Annotated in this window: 26 protein-coding genes; 19 read left to right on the top strand and 7 right to left on the bottom strand. The window is 50.9% G+C overall.

Going from position 1 to position 19,248, the window contains the following annotated elements; genetic code table 11:
- Window positions 1–100: 100 nt before the first annotated feature.
- A complete protein-coding gene (locus NWF35_RS15515) occupies window positions 101–919 on the bottom strand; it encodes a hypothetical protein (RefSeq protein ID WP_301240336.1) in 819 nt (272 codons plus the stop codon).
- A gap of 289 nt (window positions 920–1,208) precedes the next feature.
- Here NWF35_RS15515 and NWF35_RS15510 point away from each other — a divergent pair, with 289 nt between their 5' ends.
- Complete coding sequence (locus tag NWF35_RS15510) at window positions 1,209–1,655, top strand: hypothetical protein (protein WP_301240334.1); 447 nt, start codon at window positions 1,209–1,211, stop codon at window positions 1,653–1,655.
- Between the two features lie 536 nt (window positions 1,656–2,191).
- Here the strand turns inward: NWF35_RS15510 and NWF35_RS15505 are convergent.
- The gene (locus NWF35_RS15505; RefSeq protein ID WP_301240332.1) at window positions 2,192–2,419 is read right to left on the bottom strand and encodes a hypothetical protein; all 228 of its coding nucleotides are present in this window, start codon (window positions 2,417–2,419) and stop codon (window positions 2,192–2,194) included.
- Between the two features lie 8 nt (window positions 2,420–2,427).
- Window positions 2,428–2,583, bottom strand: coding sequence for a hypothetical protein (locus NWF35_RS15500; protein WP_212772927.1), 156 nt, complete (start codon window positions 2,581–2,583; stop codon window positions 2,428–2,430).
- Window positions 2,584–2,878: 295 nt separating this feature from the next.
- Between NWF35_RS15500 and NWF35_RS15495 the strand changes: the two genes are divergently transcribed.
- Entirely contained in the window at window positions 2,879–3,049 is a 171-nt protein-coding gene (locus tag NWF35_RS15495; RefSeq protein WP_301240330.1) for a hypothetical protein, read from the top strand.
- Window positions 3,050–3,099: 50 nt separating this feature from the next.
- Here the strand turns inward: NWF35_RS15495 and NWF35_RS15490 are convergent, their stop codons facing one another.
- From NWF35_RS15490 to NWF35_RS15480, 3 genes are all read right to left on the bottom strand, one after another.
- A complete protein-coding gene (locus NWF35_RS15490) occupies window positions 3,100–3,669 on the bottom strand; it encodes a manganese catalase family protein (protein ID WP_301240328.1) in 570 nt (189 codons plus the stop codon).
- 104 nt (window positions 3,670–3,773) lie between these two features.
- Entirely contained in the window at window positions 3,774–4,034 is a 261-nt protein-coding gene (locus NWF35_RS15485; RefSeq protein WP_301240327.1) for a spore coat protein CotJB, read from the bottom strand.
- Complete coding sequence (locus NWF35_RS15480) at window positions 4,031–4,267, bottom strand: spore coat associated protein CotJA (protein WP_301240326.1); 237 nt, start codon at window positions 4,265–4,267, stop codon at window positions 4,031–4,033. Before NWF35_RS15480 ends, NWF35_RS15485 begins: the two co-directional genes overlap by 4 nt.
- Before the next feature lie 193 nt (window positions 4,268–4,460).
- Between NWF35_RS15480 and NWF35_RS15475 the strand changes: the two genes are divergently transcribed.
- The 5 genes from NWF35_RS15475 (at window position 4,461) to NWF35_RS15455 (ending at window position 7,638) form a co-directional block, all read left to right on the top strand.
- Complete coding sequence (locus NWF35_RS15475; RefSeq protein ID WP_301240325.1) at window positions 4,461–4,829, top strand: hypothetical protein; 369 nt, start codon at window positions 4,461–4,463, stop codon at window positions 4,827–4,829.
- 14 nt (window positions 4,830–4,843) lie between these two features.
- Complete coding sequence (locus NWF35_RS15470) at window positions 4,844–5,002, top strand: hypothetical protein (protein ID WP_301240323.1); 159 nt, start codon at window positions 4,844–4,846, stop codon at window positions 5,000–5,002.
- 89 nt (window positions 5,003–5,091) lie between these two features.
- Window positions 5,092–5,304, top strand: coding sequence for an alpha/beta-type small acid-soluble spore protein (locus tag NWF35_RS15465; protein ID WP_212772920.1), 213 nt, complete (start codon window positions 5,092–5,094; stop codon window positions 5,302–5,304).
- A gap of 140 nt (window positions 5,305–5,444) precedes the next feature.
- Window positions 5,445–7,034 carry an acetate--CoA ligase gene (locus tag NWF35_RS15460; RefSeq protein WP_301240321.1) on the top strand — a complete coding sequence of 530 codons (1,590 nt, stop codon included), beginning with the start codon at window positions 5,445–5,447 and terminating at the stop codon, window positions 7,032–7,034.
- Between the two features lie 58 nt (window positions 7,035–7,092).
- Window positions 7,093–7,638: a hypothetical protein gene (locus NWF35_RS15455; RefSeq protein WP_301240319.1), complete on the top strand. Its 546-nt coding sequence runs from the start codon at window positions 7,093–7,095 to the stop codon at window positions 7,636–7,638.
- A 39-nt stretch (window positions 7,639–7,677) separates the two neighbouring features.
- Here the strand turns inward: NWF35_RS15455 and NWF35_RS15450 are convergent, their stop codons facing one another.
- Window positions 7,678–7,818 carry a hypothetical protein gene (locus NWF35_RS15450; RefSeq protein WP_301240317.1) on the bottom strand — a complete coding sequence of 47 codons (141 nt, stop codon included), beginning with the start codon at window positions 7,816–7,818 and terminating at the stop codon, window positions 7,678–7,680.
- A 765-nt stretch (window positions 7,819–8,583) separates the two neighbouring features.
- Here NWF35_RS15450 and NWF35_RS15445 point away from each other — a divergent pair.
- From NWF35_RS15445 to NWF35_RS15390, 12 genes are all read left to right on the top strand, one after another.
- Window positions 8,584–9,099 (top strand): DUF6230 family protein, encoded by a 516-nt coding sequence (locus tag NWF35_RS15445; RefSeq protein ID WP_301240478.1) that lies wholly within the window; start codon window positions 8,584–8,586, stop codon window positions 9,097–9,099.
- Window positions 9,100–9,111: 12 nt separating this feature from the next.
- On the top strand, window positions 9,112–9,600 hold the full coding sequence (locus tag NWF35_RS15440; RefSeq protein ID WP_301240315.1) for a DUF6114 domain-containing protein: 489 nt from the start codon (window positions 9,112–9,114) through the stop codon (window positions 9,598–9,600).
- A gap of 226 nt (window positions 9,601–9,826) precedes the next feature.
- Entirely contained in the window at window positions 9,827–10,558 is a 732-nt protein-coding gene (locus NWF35_RS15435) for a hypothetical protein (protein ID WP_301240314.1), read from the top strand.
- A 5-nt stretch (window positions 10,559–10,563) separates the two neighbouring features.
- Window positions 10,564–10,812, top strand: a complete 249-nt coding sequence (locus NWF35_RS15430) for an HPr family phosphocarrier protein (RefSeq protein ID WP_301240312.1) — start codon at window positions 10,564–10,566, stop codon at window positions 10,810–10,812.
- A gap of 658 nt (window positions 10,813–11,470) precedes the next feature.
- Window positions 11,471–13,222 (top strand): sigma-54 interaction domain-containing protein, encoded by a 1,752-nt coding sequence (locus tag NWF35_RS15425; protein WP_301240310.1) that lies wholly within the window; start codon window positions 11,471–11,473, stop codon window positions 13,220–13,222.
- Between the two features lie 141 nt (window positions 13,223–13,363).
- A complete protein-coding gene (locus NWF35_RS15420) occupies window positions 13,364–14,566 on the top strand; it encodes a thiolase family protein (RefSeq protein WP_301240308.1) in 1,203 nt (400 codons plus the stop codon).
- 15 nt (window positions 14,567–14,581) lie between these two features.
- The gene (locus NWF35_RS15415; protein ID WP_301240307.1) at window positions 14,582–15,478 is read left to right on the top strand and encodes a 3-hydroxyacyl-CoA dehydrogenase NAD-binding domain-containing protein; all 897 of its coding nucleotides are present in this window, start codon (window positions 14,582–14,584) and stop codon (window positions 15,476–15,478) included.
- Window positions 15,479–15,489: 11 nt separating this feature from the next.
- Window positions 15,490–16,641: an acyl-CoA dehydrogenase family protein gene (locus tag NWF35_RS15410; RefSeq protein WP_301240477.1), complete on the top strand. Its 1,152-nt coding sequence runs from the start codon at window positions 15,490–15,492 to the stop codon at window positions 16,639–16,641.
- Window positions 16,642–16,655: 14 nt separating this feature from the next.
- A complete protein-coding gene (locus NWF35_RS15405) occupies window positions 16,656–17,306 on the top strand; it encodes a CoA transferase subunit A (protein WP_301240306.1) in 651 nt (216 codons plus the stop codon).
- Between the two features lie 5 nt (window positions 17,307–17,311).
- A complete protein-coding gene (locus NWF35_RS15400) occupies window positions 17,312–17,992 on the top strand; it encodes a 3-oxoacid CoA-transferase subunit B (protein ID WP_301240304.1) in 681 nt (226 codons plus the stop codon).
- Between the two features lie 48 nt (window positions 17,993–18,040).
- Window positions 18,041–18,820 carry an enoyl-CoA hydratase/isomerase family protein gene (locus NWF35_RS15395; protein WP_301240303.1) on the top strand — a complete coding sequence of 260 codons (780 nt, stop codon included), beginning with the start codon at window positions 18,041–18,043 and terminating at the stop codon, window positions 18,818–18,820.
- Window positions 18,821–18,915: 95 nt separating this feature from the next.
- On the top strand, window positions 18,916–19,248 hold a 333-nt coding region (locus NWF35_RS15390), incomplete at its 3' end, for an acyl-CoA dehydrogenase family protein (RefSeq protein WP_301240301.1).

The raw sequence follows: 19,248 nt of genomic DNA, 5'->3' as shown, positions 1-19,248 counted from the left end.
CGCCCGGTCCATCGGCATGAAAGATGGACCCATGGCGGGAAAACGCGCCCTTTTTTTGTATAAACAACAAGTAGGTGCATGGTCAAAGGGTTGCCCACGGTTATATCGTGTGATTATTTTCCAGATTTTGCTCCAAAAAATCTACAACCACAGTCGGAAATGCTTTGTCCTCGGTAATCGTGAACAAGGCGATGGAAACACGGGTACAACCGAACTTGCGCATTAAATGCACCAGCTTATCACGAGTGGTAGCGTTGGGTTTTCCGAATCTCTTTTCAAAAGCTTTTAAAATCATTTGCTCTTCAGAAGAAGGTTCATAACGGGGGGATGAGAACTCTTTCGTCTGGTCCTTGACGGGACTCTCTTGTTCATGGGAAGCGGCGATCTCGTGCCGAATATTCTCTATCTGCTGTTGGGAGAATGTACCGTCCAACGAACGGATCTCCGGGCGTTGGATTTGCCAATCCTGCAGACGGCGTCGTCTACGCGGACGTTGTTCCGGCAAGCGGTTGAAACGGTCCGGATATTTTCTGCGTAAGGTATAAATCCGCTGATAGATGGCTCCTTGTGTACGTGACAATTGTTTTTCCAATGCCGCTATGGCGGACGACAGAGATTTGCCTTCATTCAAGTATCGGTTGACGGTTTGAATCACCGTTTCCTCTTCCTCTTCGGACCAACTGTTCATTCGACCGTTGGGGGAATGGCCATTTTGGTAATTTGATGGAAATCGTTCCGGGAATTCCGCCCGTAGTTTGCGAACATGGGACATGATACCAGCGTAGCCACGGTTCAAAGTATCAGCCAGTTCTTTTAAAATGTCCCGCTCACGGCGACCTTGGGCCAATCCCTGGTTAATCGCCTCTATGATTGTTTCGTTTTCTTCATCTGTATATTTGCCTTTTTTTGTATCGAACATGCGTTTCCCCCTCTCAGCCTTAATAATTTCTCTATTTCAATATAACAAAATTGAAACAACCTTTTCCACTAATATACTCCTTTTTTTTGACTAAATTTTAGTTTGTAAACGATGTTTTTCTCCATAATCAACATAACAAAGGGTATCAACACTAGTAATAACCAAAAATATGATCAAAAAAGTATAATTGTCAACTAAATTGCCCATACAATTACTGAATATAGAATTTATACATATCCGAGTACTTACACCAAATATTGGCTGTCAGCCCAGGAAGGAGGACGTGGAATTGGAATTGAGAGTGAATGAAATCAGTTCATTACTGACTACCCGTTATCCGCTCTCCGGGAACCATCATGAGCAGAACAGTTCTGATGTGCCTGTTCACCGCGATTGGGACATCACTTCCAAAGCGGCTTTGGTCATCTTGTGGGGACTTTTGATCTATCCCCGTTTGGATCCGGAAATGAGGCTTCAACCGCCTCCCGTCGTTTCGGTCAACCAACTCCACGCATCGTTTCGTGAACATCTCGGAAGCGAGCAGCAATGGCGAAGTATGTTGGAACGGTTTGTCCAACATGATTACATCCGCATACAGGCTCCCGACCGTGTCACACCGGGTACACGATTGTTCGCCTCTGTCGATGCTGCTAAGATGTACGACTTATTTCGTACCTCCGTATTGGTTCGACAACTACATACTACCACGAAATCGCCCAGAAACAAAAATTCGTGATCAGATTTTAATATTTTCGTCTCACTGGAAATACTTATGAGATTGGATTTTTAAGATGACGAAAGCCGTGATCCTGCCTTCCATCCAAGCTGGAAAACGGCTTACGTTTTTTTTGCGGACACTAGGGCAGTCTTATCATCGTAAGGTAGCAATATTTTCCAGCGATTGAAGACCTAAGCCCTGACTAAGCGAAGACACGGGAAGTGGAGGATTGAAATCGCGGGCAATTTCCTCAAAGCGAAGCGTACATTGCCCGCGTCCTGCGCTGACCCGGTCGGAGCGGTCATCATCTGCTTCCTGAATGGCGTAGGTGCAGCGAGTCGGGAAAGCAATGTACCAGACACACAATGAAAAAGGCGTTGATGTTCCACAGGCATTAGCCGTCGGTGTAACTGTGAAACAATCAACGCCAGACTGCGGTTTGAAAGCAGTGTTTATTATGATATGGGTAATGTGGAAAGTGAGCAGGGGACGAACAACCAAGAAAGTGACTTGAAATACCGAAAAAGGATGTAGTTTTCAGTTGTATGGGGGTGTCAATCGTTTTCTTTGAGGGATTCCAGAAAACGTTGCAGGGTTTTCCGCTGTTCGGGGGACAATTGCAATGCGACATTGACCAAATGCTGAATATCTTCCGGAAGAGATAACATCGCGATCTGGTGTTGTCCCATCTGGTTGATTACTTCTTCCAGCAAGTTTCTTGCTTCATCAATGTGCTTGTAGGCTTGAATCAACAATTTGGCTGCGGGACTTGGATGATTCATTGCGTCGTTTACTCCTCACGAGAGGATAGGATGCGTTCGATTTCCTCGTGGATTCGTTTCAGCTCGTCCGAACTCAGCTTGTGAAGGTCCCGCATCATACTCTCCAGTTTCAACAACCGGAATTCCTCCAAAAATGATGGGATGTATTGGGGATGAACCGACATGAAAATAACTCCTTTCGGAAATTCGTCATAGGGTCGTTTGTTTCGTCCGAGGGAATTCTAATTGTATCAGAAATCTGTCAGTGGTCAATGACGATCAGGTGTGGATTGTCCCAATCGATGTCGTTTTTTCCCACTCACATGCCTTCTCACTCCCGCATTCGGAAAGATCTCGACAAGATTCGTTTTTGTCATGAAAAAAAGGTTTCGCAAAGCAGAAAAAAGGGTAATCAACACCTAGCCCTATTTGGGCACACACTCCTTGGGCTGTGTTCATTCTACAGCAAAGAGGTGTTGCATGATGACGGCGGAACCGTTGCGGGAAATTGAAGAAAAGTTGGAAAGAGTCAAACAGGAGTATAAGTTGGCCGTGCAACGCCACGAGTTTTTGGCACAAGCGGATTTATGGGAAGAGATTCAGCAACTGAAAAAACAGCGGGATCAGTTGAGATTGAGACAGATCAGTTGAAGTTGGATACAAAAGGTAAAGCTCCCTACGGGGAGCTTTCAACATTTTTTTCAAAAAAACTGCTTCTGTTCCCGATGTTCCTTCAGGATTTCCACTGCCTCACGGAAGCGTTGGGCATGAACAATTTCCCGTTCCCGCAGGAATTTAAGGGCATCATTGACATCCGGATCGTCCGACATGTCGATCAACCATTGATAGGTAGCGCGCGCTTTTTCCTCCGCGGCGATGTCCTCGTACAAATCGGCGATGGGATCTCCTTTGGCTTGGATGTAGGTGGCGGTAAAGGGATTGCCGGCAGCGTTATGGTAAAACAGTGCACGATCGTGATCGGCATAGTGATCGCCCAACCCTGCTGCTTTCATCTCTTCGGGTGAAGCATCTTTGGTTAGTTTATAGACCATGGTAGCGATCATTTCCAAGTGGGCAAATTCTTCCGTGCCGATGTCGGTTAACAATCCCTTGACCTTGTCCGGCAAAGTGTAGCGTTGGTTGAGATAGCGCAATGCGGCGGCCAATTCACCGTCGGCTCCCCCGTATTGCTCGATCAGATATTTAGCCAGTCTGGGATTGCATTGGCTGACGCGAACCGGATACTGCAACTTCTTCTCATAAATCCACACGTCCGTTCCCTCCATTACGGTCTCTCTTTAACTGAACTGACGATGTTTTCAGTGTCTGGTGATATCGTCTATATCGTGAACCCAAACCAGGGCCGATTGGACATCTAAACTTCCCAAGGCCATGGGCCTTCGTTCCATCCATCGGGATACTGGTTATAACTGTGACCAAAATGGGTCAATGGGCCGAACCGGGACTCGAAATTCTCTTTGAGCTGTGATCGTTTTTGTGCATAGCTGTTGTACTGCTGAATCGCAGATGCATCCCCGGGATGAGTATCCAGATACAGGTTCAATTCCACCAGGACGAAGTCAACCACCTGCAACTGATGCAGGAGCTGGTAATATTCCTTGCTCATTTTACTCATCTCTTGTTGCCCCCGTCGTAGCGTGTCTTCCGGTACGGACTGTACAAAAGCGGCCACAACGTGCCGCGTCGAAGTGCCTCTTTGGGCGAAAACTGGGGAAGATTGGGGGGTTGGAACGGGATATATTGGTTAGGTGGAACGACGTATTTTTTGAAACGAATGGGATGACACGGGTCAAATGGACTGATGTATGGTTGCCAATATCGCTCCTGATGTACAAACGGATTCCACATCTTTCACCCTCACCTTAACCATGTCATGGTGTGATTTGCTCAGTGTCAGAATATGTACCTCATGGGCGAGTGTGACGGGTCCAATCGCCCATTTCCCGTTACGCAAAAAATGTCATCGGCGTCAGGCGCATACCTCAATACCAACAATCGTCATATTAAGACGAGACGTACCTCTTTGTTTGGAGGTGAGATCATGAAAGAACGTGGAATCCTGGCTTATTTCCATACGGAGGAACAGGCGAAACAAGCGGCGGAAGAATTGAAACGTCATGGAGTTGAGATTGTTCAGGTGGATCGCTTTTCGGTTATTCCTTCAACGGAGGAACGGGATTTGGACAATCCGATTGCAGAACCGATATCATCCTTGGCCCAAAACGTGATGGACGCCGACATTTCCAGCCCTGATGCGGGTGTATTGGCGGCAGCTCATCCCAGTGCCAGCGGCATGGCCGATGGCAGTGGATGGCAGTCAGATGAGGATGTGTTGGTCACTGCCGTGGTGGATGAATCGCGACTAGAAGAAATGAGGGCATTGTTGGAATCGATGGGTGCCCGTTTATAAAGGAGGGATCAGGAGTGACACACCGGAAAGGACAACCGGAAAAAGGAAGCCGTTTTGTGGACAAAACGGACAAGGAACCACCTATTTCGATCGATGGACACAAACCGCCGCGAATGTGGGATGGAGACGTGAAGGCGAGTGAAGAAACGCCGGATTCCCTGACGTCGAAATGAATGGTTTCTCAGTTTCACCATAATTTCACACGCATTGATCCTTTGGTAAAACCACAACATAAGGGTACAAGATCAAGGAGGTGAAAATCATGCCGCAACAACGTGACCGCAACAACAACCAACTCCTGGTCCAAGGAGCCGCTCAAGCTTTGGATCAAATGAAGTATGAAATCGCTTCTGAGTTCGGCGTTCAACTGGGACCGGACACGACCTCCCGCGCCAACGGTTCTGTTGGTGGTGAAATTACGAAACGCTTGGTTGCCTTGGCCGAATCTCAACTGGGTGGAGGCCGTACGGTTTAACCTGAACAATTTCATCTTCTGGTATCGGGCAGCGACACATGTCGCTGCCCCTCTCATTTCCAACAAATTTCAGAGGATTTGGAATCATTGCTGTCGTAATTATTGAAAGCGTCACCACGTAACCGGGAGGCGATGTATGCATGGATCTCATGATGGAAATTCCGACATATTACAACTTGGCTCAGGATGTGGACCGACACGCTCACTCCCCGGATAAAGCGGCCATTTTGTGGGAAAATGACAAAGGAGATCGTCAAACTGTCACTTATCGTGAGCTGAAACTGCGTTCTGACCGCTTGGCCAGTGGTTTGCTTGCCAAAGGATTGTCCAAGGGTGACCCGGTCATGATTTTGTTACCGCGTCATCCCTCAGCTTATATCTCCTATTTGGGTGTGTTGAAAGCGGGTTTGGTGGTATTGCCCGGCTCCGAGATGTTGCAACCATCGGATATTCGTTACCGTTTGCAGCATGCAGAAGTAAAAGCGGTGATTGCCGATGCGTCGCTCACGCAACGGGTGGATGAGGCAGCCAGGGACTGTCCGTTCCTCTTGCATCGATGGGTGGTGGGTGCCGACGAGAGAGAAGGTTGGGAACCGCTGGTTACAGTGGAGCGGGAACCAGTGGAACTTCCCCGCACCCGCAGTGACGATGTGGCTTTTTTGGCTTATACATCCGGTACCACTGGCGGTCCCAAAGGTGTGATCCATCACCATAGTTGGGCGATTGCCCATCAGGCGGTAGCAGCCAGGCTGTGGCTGGATATCCGTCCATCAGATGTGGTGTGGGCGACAGCGGGTCCCGGATGGGCCAAATGGGTGTGGAGTCCGTTTATCTCCACCCTGGGGTCCGGTGCCACGGCATTTGTTTATCAAGGAAGGTTTTCTGCAGAAAAGTATCTCTCCCTGATGGAGCAATACAAAGTGAATGTCCTGTGCTGTACGCCGACCGAGTATCGACTGATGGCCAAAGTGGACGGTCTGGAGCGGTACGATCTGTCGTCGCTACGCAGTGCCGTCAGTGCCGGAGAACCGCTGAACAGGGAAGTGATTGACACGTTCCGCCGCTATTTCAATGTCGAAGTGCGGGACGGTTACGGACAGACGGAAAACACACTTCTGGTGGGAACGCTTAGGGGAATGAAAGTGAAGCCGGGGTCGATGGGGAAACCCACACCGGGCAACCGCGTGGCCATCATCGACGAGGAGGGCAATCCGGTTCCGGTTGGACAGGTGGGGGATATCGCCGTTCACAAAGATGCACCAGCGTTGTTCAAGGGCTATTTCCGTGATCCGGAGCGAACGGCGAAAGCCTTTCGAGGGGATTGGTACCTGACCGGCGATCAGGCACGTCAGGATGAAGATGGGTATTTCTGGTTCGAGGGACGCTCCGACGATATCATCATCAGTTCAGGCTACACGATTGGGCCGTTTGAAGTGGAAGACGCCCTGGTCAAACATCCGTCGGTGCAGGAATGTGCCGTGGTGGCCAGCCCGGACCCGATCCGGGGCTCGATCGTCAAGGCATTCGTCATTCTGAAACGACCGGAGGATGCCTCCGACGAAATGGTTCGGGAACTGCAGGAACATGTGAAACAGGTGACCGCTCCGTACAAATACCCCAGGGAAATCGAGTTCGTCACAGAATTGCCCAAAACGACCAGCGGCAAAATTCGCCGGGTAGTACTGAGGCAATTGGAAAAAGAACGCAAAGCCAAACGGCAGTCGAGTTGAACCGGGCTCTCGCCTTCGGTATAATCGAGGGCAGTTGAAGACGAAGGAGACCGGTATCATGAAGGTGTTTCCCCACGGATATGTAGTCAATTTTCAGGCGACTGCTCGAGAAATGTACCCTAAAGACTTAGACGCCAAGCTGAAAAAAGCGATTTCCCAATGCGGAAACCTGATGGTGGGCACGATTAGTATCCCACAGCAGGCATTGCATGTGTTCGGAACGGCGGAATCCTTCGAAGTTTTGGACGAACAGGATCTGTTGCGTATCCGTTTCCGCCGGCAGGACGGGGAAACGGAGGAAAGAGAACATCCCATATCCGCGTTGATGATCAGCCACGAGGCGCGATTCGATATTCACGATCCGGCCAAGGGGACGGTGCCTTGTACAGTGTTGTATGTTACCTTTTCGGCCGGTGAGGATCCAGACGAGGAAATTACCTATTTCTTCACCGACCCGGAGGCGGTGACCCACCCATTAGATTGTGTGGTTGAGTTTTGGATGCAGGTGCATGAAGTGGGACGCGACGTCAACTTCGACGAAGTGGGTTGTGCCGCCAATCTATGGAAACCCGATCGCACACCACCTTGTGCGGGAGGGAAGTAAAGGCTGTCATTTTAGAGTAGCTGTCGCATTTCCCGTCGATCAACTCTGGCTGTTGCGTTGGATGATGCAGACGGGAGACTGCGGACTTTGTGCGATCGAAGCTGATGCTTCGATCTTTTTTAATGCCCGGGTTGTCGTAATGGCAGCCGGTTGAGTGGGCAGCGTCTGATGCCGAAGCATCTTATCCTCCGTTTTAAACAACGCTATGCCTTCAACATCATAGTGGGATGCGGATTGTTAGAAGGGATCATCACCAAGTCCCTCTCCGTAATCGTAATCGCCCGTGATAAGGCTTCCGATGTCGAACTCCGTCTGCATATACCTTGATAATAACCTAACAAATTTAAATATATTATACTTATATAATTTTTCTAAAAATAACTTGTCAATACTCATTTAGCTGTACTATAATACAATCGAATTAAATCATCTGTATGAGCGCAGTCCTTTCAATCATACAGAGGAGTGATCCAACACATAGATTCACAGACATAATGATCCAGCAAACGTCGCGGAAAAGGGGATAGGATGGAATCTCAAGGAAGGTTATGATCGCGCCCCGCTATACCGATTCAGTTCAGTGGAAAGACCAGTGCGATCGACGCATCTACCCATGATAATTAACGGAATATTATAAAAATTAGAACGGAGATGTTAATGACCTTCTGGTGCACAACGTTAACAAAACGGTCAATCGGATGGCCTTGGCTGTAATGGACCAGCGGGTTGTTCGTGGGGGTCCTCCATCTTGATCTCCTTTGGAACGGAAATGTTGAAAGCGATTCCCTCCCTTCGTTGGCTGGCCTCCGGGATGCTTTGGTGAGCTGCCGTCAGCGTTTACGTCATATGGCGGGTCATTCGCTCCAAATGAGCTTGAATGACATACATTGACCCAAAGTAAGGGGGAAATGACCTAGGTACCATGGAAAAAGGTTCTGGTTGAGTATGTTCGTCGCTCTGTGCCTGGTGTTTACGTTGGTGCTGGGGATTTGGACTGGGGGTGTGGCGCTGGCCGTCCCTATCGGGGGGATTGGTGGGTTTATTATCCTGGCGGATGAGATCCAAATCAGCAATTTCAAGGTGTTGCCAAAGATTGGGGAAACTAGTGAGCGGGCGGCATATCCCCAGGGAAGCGCACAGTTGGATGCGGTGATCAAGAAGTTGAAGCTTTACAAAGATCTCAATGTTCCTGGTAAGGGAAAAGTGCGGGTGCTCATCACTGCGTCCAAGGATGTAAAAGCTTCAGGATTGGTTCTCGATTTGAGCAAGCTGCAAGCGGACGCGTCTTTCAACAAAATGAAAATTGCAGAGAAATATAGCAGCGATTGGCAGCAAAAATTCAATTTGTCGGCACCCAGCCTCGTGCTGAAAAAGCCTTTCATTCAAGGGCACTACATGTTTGCCAACAGCATCTCTCTGCCAGGGCTTTCCATGCAGTTGGAGATGATTTCGGCCAAGTAAAGGGGTGTCAACATGCGAAAGAGAGCTGTGGAAGAAAGGTCTTTGAGCAATTCGGAGATCAGTTTGCGGACAGATCGCCGATTTGACGAAAAAAGGCGCCCAAAACTGGCCCTTACGCTGGTTTGCCTGTCAGGACTGGTTATTTTATGGATTCCCGTCAATTTGCATTGGATGGCCTTTGTGCCGGGGAGCTTTGCCTTTGCCGGAATGCTGTTCGGCACGCTCGTGCTCAGCTGCGGGGTGATAGGTTGGTTGATGCCTCAATATGTTCGGCTTCTAGGGACGTTCGCGATGATTTTGTCGATCGTGTCCATTATCGGAGCATTAGGAGGGCTGATGATTGGGACATTGTTGGGTATTGTAGGCGGGTCCCTGTGCATTGCTTGGGGACCGACCTCCCGACCGTCAAACGAGAGCAATGAGAAGGAACATTTTGGGGTGGAGGGGGTTAGCTCAGCCAAACAGGAAGCGGCCGCCACGTGGCAGAAGTGGTTGAAGTAAACAGACGGGGGATGGAGGGGGGAAGCTTTTGTACGCTTCTTGTTGCAGGATCCTCAGGAAGGTACTGGCCCTTTCGGTGGGTTTGTCAGTTTGTTTTGTTTTTATTGGTGACAAAATGGTTTCGGCTCAAACAAGGTCACCGGACGAGGGCCGATCGTCCGGTGAACAGCAAACCCTCAAGAAAAAGGACGAAAAGGTTTCTTCGAAGAATGAGGCACCAAAGGCGGTGTTGAGCCGAACGTCCCTGGATGAAGGTATCGTGATCCGTGCCGATCGCATTGAAGCACAAGGCTTGATCCCTTCACTAACGACCACGGAGAATGACAGGTTGGCTGTTCGTCTTTTTGCAAAGAGAGCCAAAGTATACGATATGAAATTGCTCATCGGAAAAAAGAGTTCCCCATCCGGACAATGGGGTATGGAGATTCAAGATGCGGGCCCCATATCGATCCAAGGCCTGGTCGCTGATGTGACCGCTCTGGGATTTAAAATAAAAGGGCCTCTTTTGCAGATCGACAAGCCGCTTCCCGCTGTGGTACTTTATGATGTCTATCTAAAGGTGAAACAGATGGATACTGACCGTGTCAGAATGCCGCAGGTGGACCTGGAAACGAAGCAAGGTGTCATCTTGTCTTCGAACGGCCCTGTGATAGATATGGGCCGGTTGCCCAAGGCGAACGGGTTAAAAGCACTGACGGACACCGTCAACGATCTGCTGGCGAGTTTGTCAGGCTTCGATTCATCGGAAGATCGACCCGTAACCCGTTCTGACGATCCATCGAGTCAACCGAATCAACCACCGTGGTCCGAGGAAGATCCCCCTCAATTGCCGAAAAAGCCTCCTGACACGAAACCGATCCTAATCCGCCGTTGGATCCATCGAACGATTTGCCGAACCCACCTTCTTTGCCTCCAATTGATGGAGCAAACGTGTTCGAAAAAGGGAAACCGGTGGTAAAAAAGGTGGTCGTGAAGCTGAAAGACGGGTTGGATCATGTCCTGACCGTTCTTCAGTTTGTTCGGGAGGCAGAGAAGTATCCTCATACAGAGATCACGATCCAAAAAGGGAACAAAAAGGCAAACGCGAAAAATCTTTTGGAAGTTCTCAGCATAACACTCACACCCGGGACAGAGATGATCTTGACTGCTGAAGGAAAAAAGGCAGACCAGGCAGTGAAAGCTTTGGCCAAGATGATGAGTCAAAGTGAATAAATTCCACATACCCGTTGCGGCAATTGTCCGTTTCGGGTTTTTCTGTTTGGTTGCGAGGTGGGATCCTGATAATGCTGGCAAATGAACCGAATCCAGTCGGAACGGTGGTTCGAAACGACCAAATCCACCCACGCATTTTCTCCAGCTGGCTACCGATTCGCTGTCCCTACCCTCACATCGGTATGTCAACTCCCATGTCTTTGGAATCTTTCTAAAAACCTGATGCAATATCTTCGATTCTACTGTAATCTGGTATTGAGCCATGTGAAATCCTCTTCTATTTGGAATTTTTGTACCAATTTCTGGCCGAGGGCTTTCAACAAGGCCCACTTATTTTATAGGAGTGACATTTTTATACAATTACACTGAGCTGTCATGTTGGAACACACCGATCCAACGATCTCGATACGATATCGGAAGAAATGAAGAAGTACCAACCCTCCGCCTCTGTATCAGTCGAGCGAAGAACTAGAAATTTCAGGAATGATTCACAAAGCGAAGCGTACTTTGCCCGCGTCCTGCGCTCCAGGTCGGAGATCCTCTTCCTTGCATGGCGCAGGTGCAGAGAACCGGGAAAACGATGTGGACAGTATTCACCAGACACAACCTAGCTTGAGACAGAAGAATTCGGGGATTCACTTTTGTGAGGGGGTAGGCGATGGCTGAGAAACTTCACGATTGGCAGCATCTTTGGCACCAGACACCCTGTCCCATGGCGGTCGTGGACGAATCGGGTATCATCCGGTACGGAAATCGAGAGTTGCTCCGACTGTTTGAAAAGGAAAAGTTAGATTATCGATCCTGGGCTTCGTTTATTCAAGCAACTACCATAAAGGAACATCCGGAACTTCAAGAGATCGGCGGCAAGAGATACCGGGTTCGTTGTTGTGCACTGGATGAACTGGAAGGTTGGTTTCTTTACTTGTTGGAAAGGGTCGCTACTGAAGGACACCCTTCCCTACCGTCGCCCAACGGGTTGGATCTGGACACCCTCATCGAAAATTCCTATGACTGTATATACATCACGGACCACAACGGGATCACGCTTCATACAAACTCCGCGATTGAAAGGCTTACGGGGATTCCGAAGGAGTATTATGTGGGGAAAGATGTTCGGTATCTGGAAAAAAGGGGAATTTTGAAAAAGTCCGTGACGCTGGAAGTGTTGAAAACAGGAAAAACCGTCAGCACCGTGCAAGCCAATAAACAAGGGAAAGTGCTGATCATTACGGGGAATCCGGTCTTTGACAACGAAGGCCGGGTGGTACGGGTGATTACCAATATCCGGGATGTGACCGAATTAAATCGCCTTCGGGATGAACTGGACGAGACGCGCAAGTTATCGGAGAGGTATCGTAAAGAACTAGCCGAATTGAGGAAGCTGTACCTAAAAGAAGAACCCTCCATTGTGATGAACGATATGGCCATGCAACAGGCCTATCATTTGGCGATGAGAGTGGCCGGCACTGACGCAACGGTTTTGCTGTTGGGGGAATCTGGAGTGGGTAAGGAAGTTTTCGCTCAGATGATCCATAAAAACAGCAGCCGGTATGAAAGCGGGTCCTTCATCACCGTCAATTGTGGTGCGATCCCGGAAGAGCTGATCGAGTCGGAATTGTTCGGTTACGAGGGAGGGGCCTTCACCGGAGCCCGAAAAGAAGGGAAACCGGGGATGTTCGAGCTGGCGGATAACGGAACCTTGTTTTTGGATGAGATAGGGGAACTTCCTCTGGCGATGCAAGTAAAACTTTTGCGCGTGATTCAGGAAAAAAAGGTTCGAAGAGTGGGGGGAACACGGTCGGTTCGAATCAATGTGAGAATTATCGCGGCAACGAACCGCGATTTGAAAGAAATGGTGAAAAAGGGGGAGTTCAGGGAGGACTTGTATTATCGGATCAGCGTGGTTCCGATCGAAATTCCTCCCCTTCGACGGCGGAAAAACGACATTAAACCGTTGCTCATTCACTTTCTGGACAAGTATAACCGAAAGTACCGCAAGTCGTGTTACTTTGTTCCGGAAGTTTTCGAGAAGCTGCAGGAATACGAGTGGCCGGGAAATGTTCGGGAGCTAGCCAATATGGTGGAACGGCTGGTCATCACCTGTCCGGAGGATGCGATTCGACCGGAATATATTCCGGAAATACGGGAAAATCGAAACGCTGATTCCCATGATGGCCAGTCACGGGGGATGGTCCCGGAGATTAACGGGGAAAGCTACAAACTATCCGGTTTCAACCGTTCCTTTCAATCTTTGAACGACTTCATCTCCCACCTGGAACGCGAGATTTTGGCCGAGGCTTATGAACGATTCCACAGCTCCTATCAGGTGGCGCAGCATTTGGGCATCAGCCAGTCCACAGCCATGCGGAAGGCATACAAATACGGAATCAGAGAAAGGGGTTCCTCTTAAGTCGATTTCGGTTTATAAACCGGAATCGACTTATTTTTTTGACTTATTCGGGAGGAGGGACGATGCCCCTCTTTTGAGATGATGGGGAAACACCATGTGGCATGGCTTTTGCTTTGAATATGGAACGGGAGGTGAGAAACAGTGAAGGATTGCTGGATCGTCGGAGCGGTGCGAACACCGGTGGGGCGTTACGGTGGTGCTTTGTCCACTGTACGACCCGACGATTTGGCCGCAGTGGCGATTCGCGGTTTGCTGGAACGGACCGGTGTCCCCGGTGAAGCCGTGGAAGATGTGATTTTCGGAAATGCCAATCAAGCGGGGGAAGATAACCGAAATGTGGCGAGAATGGCTTTGTTACTCGCAGATTTACCCGTCACCGTCGGCGGTGTGACGGTCAACCGGTTGTGTGGTTCGGGTCTGGAGGCCGTAAACCAGGCAAACCGGGCCATTCGGATGGGAGAAGGGGACGTGATGATCGCCGGAGGAGTGGAAAGCATGTCCCGTGCCCCATTGGTGATGCCGAAACCCGATCGGGCCTTTCCGCGGGGGAATACAACCGTTTACGATACCACCCTCGGTTGGCGGTTCGTCAATCCCCGGTTGGCCGAACGATATCCCCCCGAATCGATGGGGGAAACGGCGGAAAATGTAGCGGAGCGTTACGGTGTCTCCCGAGAGGATCAGGACCGATTCGCTTTGCTGAGTCAGCAGAGAGCGGCTGCTGCCATACGGGAAGGAAAATTCAAAGAGGAAATCGTTCCGGTGCCCGTCGATGACCGCAAAGGAATCCGGTGGGTTACCGAGGACGAACATCCCCGCCCGCAAACCACCCTGGAGCAATTGCAGGCGTTGCGCCCCGTGTTCAGGGAAGGTGGCACGGTGACTGCGGGGAATGCCTCCGGGATCAACGACGGGGCGGCGGCTCTTCTTCTGGCGAGTCCGGAGAAAGCGAGAGCCTATGGCCTTCAGCCTCTGGGGCGAATCGTTTCTTCCGCGGTTGCCGGAGTAGATCCTTCGGTGATGGGGATCGGACCAGTTCCGGCTGTACGAAAGGCGTTAAAACGGGCTGGTTTGACGATAGACGACATTGATTTGGTCGAATTGAACGAGGCTTTTGCTGCCCAAGCGGTGGCATGCATGCGCGAATTAAACATACCTGAAGAAAAATGCAATGTGAACGGTGGTTCCATCGCGATCGGACACCCCCTTGGAAGCACGGGAGCACGGTTGTTGACGTCGCTTCTCTACGAAATGAAGCGTCGCCAAGTCCGTTATGGATTGGTGACCATGTGCATCGGAGTGGGACAAGGAATCGCCACAATTGTGGAACGAGTCGAAAGTTGAGGAGGGAGGATCGGTATGCGGGAAATCCATCGGATCGGTATCGTCGGTGCGGGAGTGATGGGGAGGGGGATTGCCTACCAAGCAGCGATCTCTCGTTTTTCGGTGGTTTTGTACGACGTTCAGTCTGAAGTGTTGGAAAATGCCGTGAAACAGATCGCTTCCCTCATCAAGCGGCAGGTGGAAAAGGGAGCTCTTTCCCCGGAATGGGGTGAGGAAGCCTTGACCCGGATCGAAACGGTGGATTCGCTGGAATCCTTTCGGGATTGTGATTTTGTTATCGAAGCTGTGGTCGAAGATCTCGAAATCAAACATCACGTGTTTCGGCAGCTGGATGCCATCTGCGATGGGGAAGTGGTGCTCGCGACCAACACATCGGCCAAAAGCGTGACCGAAATCGCTTCCGCCGCATCTGATCCCAGTCGGGTATGCGGCATGCACTTTTTCAATCCCGTTCACCGTATGAAGCTGGTGGAAGTGGTTCGAGGCTTGCAATCCGCAGATTGGGCCGTTGAGCAGACGGAAAAATTGGCCTGGCAATTGGGAAAAGAAGTTGTCTGCATTAATGAACGGCCGGGGTTTGCCACTAGCCGCATCAGCGCATTGGTAGGCAATGAAGCGTTCTATATGTTGATGGAAGGGGTCGGATCCCCCGAGGAGATCGACCGGGCCATCAAGCTCGGGTTGAACTATCCGATGGGACCCTTTGAATTGGGGGACTTGGTGGGCTGGGATACCCGGTTGAAAGTGCTTGAGTATCTGCATAAAACGCTAGGAGAGAAGTTTCGTCCCTGCCCGCTTCTCGTTCAATATGTGAAAGCCGGCCGTTTGGGAAGAAAGACCGGATGGGGCGTTTACCGGTACGATGAGCAGGGGCGGCGGATTCCATACAAAGAAGAAGAGGTTGCAAAGTGAGGGTGAGAACAATGGAAATTACGGTCAAACCTGAAATCCGGCAGCTGCAGACAGTGGTGAGGGATTTTGTGAAGGAAGTGGTCGAACCGGTCGCACAGGTCATCGAAGAAGAAGACCGTATCCCGGAGGATGTCGTGGAGCAAGCAAAGGAACTGGGATTGTTCGGTCTTTCCATTCCTGAAGAATACGGTGGATTGGGCTTGAGCATGACGGAAAAGTGCCTTCTGTTAGAGGAGCTCGGGAAAACCCATAACGGTTTCACCAGTTTAATTGGCGCACACACCGGTATTGGAACCGTCGGAATTGTGGAGTTGGGAACGGAAGAACAGAAGCAGCGGTTCCTGCCGAAAATGGCGACGGGTGAATGGCTCGGAGCGTTTGCCCTGTCCGAACCTGAGGCGGGATCCCATGCGGCCAACCTGCGCACCCGGGCTGAACGCAAGGGTGATCGCTATGTGCTAAACGGTATGAAACACTTTATCACTAACGGTCCGGAAGCCCACGTGATCACCGTCATGGCTAGCACCGATCCCGCCAAGGGAGCCAAGGGCATCACCTCCTTTTTGGTGGAAAGCGATTCGCCAGGGTTCAGCCGAGGTCCGGCGGATGTGAAAATGGGGCTTCGGGGATCCCACACTTGCCAGTTGTTTTTTGAAGACTGTGAGGTGCCGGAGGCAAACCGCTTGGGAGCGGAGGGAGAAGGTTATGTCAACGCATTGAAAATCCTGGCAAACGGTCGAGCCTCACTTGCAGCCCGTTGCCTGGGGTCATGTGAGAAACTGTTGGAGCTTTCCATGGATTACGCCATGCAGCGGAAACAATTTGGAAAGCCGATTTTTGAAAACCAGGCCATCCAACACATGTTGGCGGACATGTCTATGGAGATTGAAACACTGAGGAGTTTGCTGTATCGGGTGACTGCCATGGTGGATCAAGGAAAGAAAGTCATCAAGGAATCGGCGACGGTCAAATTGTATGCTTCGGAGGTGTACAATCGCATCGCGGATCGGGCAGTTCAGATTTTCGGCGGAATGGGTTACATGAAAGAGTTTCCGGTGGAGCGGTTTTACAGGGACGCCCGAATTACACGGATTTATGAGGGTACATCGGAAATTCAGCGCAACATCATTGCGGCGCAATTGAAGAAGGAATACGTCCGATAGGGAGGAGAGAAAATGTGCCAGCCATCCGACAATCTGCCGAGGAGGCCGTTCGCCGTATCCGCTCCGGGTCTACCTTGATGGTGGGCGGATTCGGCTTGGCCGGCGTCCCTCTACGGCTGATCGATGCCTTGGAGCGGACGGAGGTCCGGGATCTGACCGTGATCAGCAACAACATCGGTACCCCCGGGCAGGGTTTGGGGAAATTGTTGAATGCGGGACATATCAAAAAGGTCATCGGGACCTATTTCACCACCAATCCGGATGTCGGGGAGGCATACCATGCCGGGAGGATCGAGGTGGAGTTGATCCCGCAAGGCACCTTTTGCGAAGCCATCCGGGCCGGGGGGAGTGGCATTCCTGCTTTCTACACACCGACGGCAGCCGGGACCGAGCTGGCTGAGGGGAAGGAGGTTCGGTTTTTCGACGGCAAGCCGTATGTTTTAGAGCGTGCGTTGCGCGGTGATGTTTCCCTGATTAAAGCTCACAAGGCGGATGAGTTGGGGAACCTGATTTATTACAAAACGGCCCGGAACTTTAATCCGTTGATGGCGATGGCTTCCGATTTGACCATCGCAGAAGTGGATGAAATTGTTCCCGTCGGGAGTCTGGACCCGGAGGCGATCGTTACCCCGCACGTGTTTGTCGACATTCTTGTCACGGAGTGAGGCGAATGAATCAGCGCGATCGGATTCGTCATTGCATCGCTCGCAGAGCAGCTCTGGAGCTCAGGGACGGGGATGTGGTCAACCTGGGGATCGGTATTCCCACTTTGGTCAATGACTATATCCCCCCCGGCGTCACCATCCATTTGCATACGGAAAACGGCATGCTGGAAGTGGGACCAACCCCGCCGCCGGACCAGGTCGATCCTCTGCTGGTCAATGCCAGCCGCCAACCAATATCGGAGCTCCCCGGCGCTTCTTATTTCGACAGCGGCCTCTCTTTTGCCATGATGCGCGGCGGACATTTGGACACCACCATCATCGGGGCCTTGCAGGTCAGCCAGGCGGGAGATATTGCCAGTTGGGCTGTTCCGGGAAAGACGGTCCTCGGGGTCGGGGGAGCCATGGATCTCGTGGTGGGGGCTAAACGGGTGATCGTCGCAACGACTCATCAAACCAAAGAAGGACAGCCAAAAATTCTTCCGGAATGCACCCTCCCCTTGACCGCTCGTGGCGAAGTGGACGTGTTGGTGACGGAACACGCGGTGTTTCACTTTAATGAGGGAAGGATGATTCTCGTAGAAATCGGGGATCACCTCGATTTGAAAGAATTGAAGTCCATCACCCCGGCGGATTATGAGATTCACCCACAACTTACCGTAGTGGATCGTTGGGAGGGAGTTCATTGAAAGGAAAACCTGTCAAATTGGGTGTTTAAACGGGAGGGAGATTCAGCCATGACGGAAAAGAAAACGATCCTGACGGAAGTAGTGGATGGTATGGGAATCATCACAATCAATCGCCCGGAAGTGCGGAATGCCTTGAACTCCCAGGTGATTCGGGAGATAAGGGAGGTTCTTCAAGGATGGCGGGACAACGAACAGGTTCAGTTGGTGGTGTTTACCGGGGCAGGGGAGCGGTCTTTTGCTGCCGGAGCGGATATCGCCCAACTGAACCAGCGAACCTTTCGAGACGGATTGGCTGGGGTCCTGCAGGGTTTGTTTGATGAGATCGAGCAGTACGAGAAACCGACCATCGCTGCAGTCAACGGTTATGCGTTGGGGGGAGGATGTGAGTTGGCCATGGCATGCGATCTGCGGATTGCGCAGGAGAATGCCAAGTTCGGCCTTCCAGAGCTCAATTTGTCCATTATCCCGGGAGCGGGCGGAACCCAACGGTTGGCCCGTCTGGTGGGAAAAGGACGGGCGATGGATATGATCTTGACGGGGACCGTGATCGATGCCCGGGAAGCGGAACGGATCGGCCTGGTATCCCGAGTGGTCAGCCAAGGGCACCTGATGGAGGAGGTGCGAAAAGTAGCCGAAGCGATTCTTTCCAAAGGTCCCTTGGCGGTCAGATTAGCCAAGATGGTGGTCCATACCGGCTTTGAAACGGATCAGCGAACGGGATTGATCCTTGAAAAGTTGGCCCAATCCCTCTTATACACAACGGAAGACATGCGGGAAGGCACGGCCGCGTTTCTGGAAAAACGAAAGCCTCGGTTCAAAGGCTGCTAACGGCGCAGCTATCCGAAATTTGGCATGAATCCGGAGATCATCCTCTGTGAAATGGGCGATACGGATAACGAAATTCTCCCAAAGGAGTGAATCGCATGTTTGACTTCTCTTATTCGGAAGACCAACTGTCTGTTAAGAAGCTGGTACGTAAATTCGTGGATCGGGAAATCATGCCAAACATCGAAAAGTGGGATGAAGAGCAATACTTTGAAACCAGCATCATCGATAAACTAGCCGATCTCGGACTCATGGGTGTCTGCATCCCGGAAAAGTACGGTGGCCAAGGCATGGACTACATCACCTTGGCTATCGTCTGTTCCGAACTGGAGCGCGGAGACACCGCCTTCCGAACGCTCGTCTCCGTTCACACGGCGCTGAACAGCATGACGCTGTTGCAATGGGGAGACGAATTTCAAAAAGAAAAGTAT

Origin of the sequence: Polycladomyces subterraneus, assembly GCF_030433435.1 — a bacterium.
Taxonomy (GTDB): Bacteria; Bacillota; Bacilli; order Thermoactinomycetales; family JIR-001; genus Polycladomyces; species Polycladomyces subterraneus.
The sequence above is the reverse complement of the archived record's forward strand: the minus strand, read 5'-3'. Positions and strand labels throughout refer to the sequence as shown.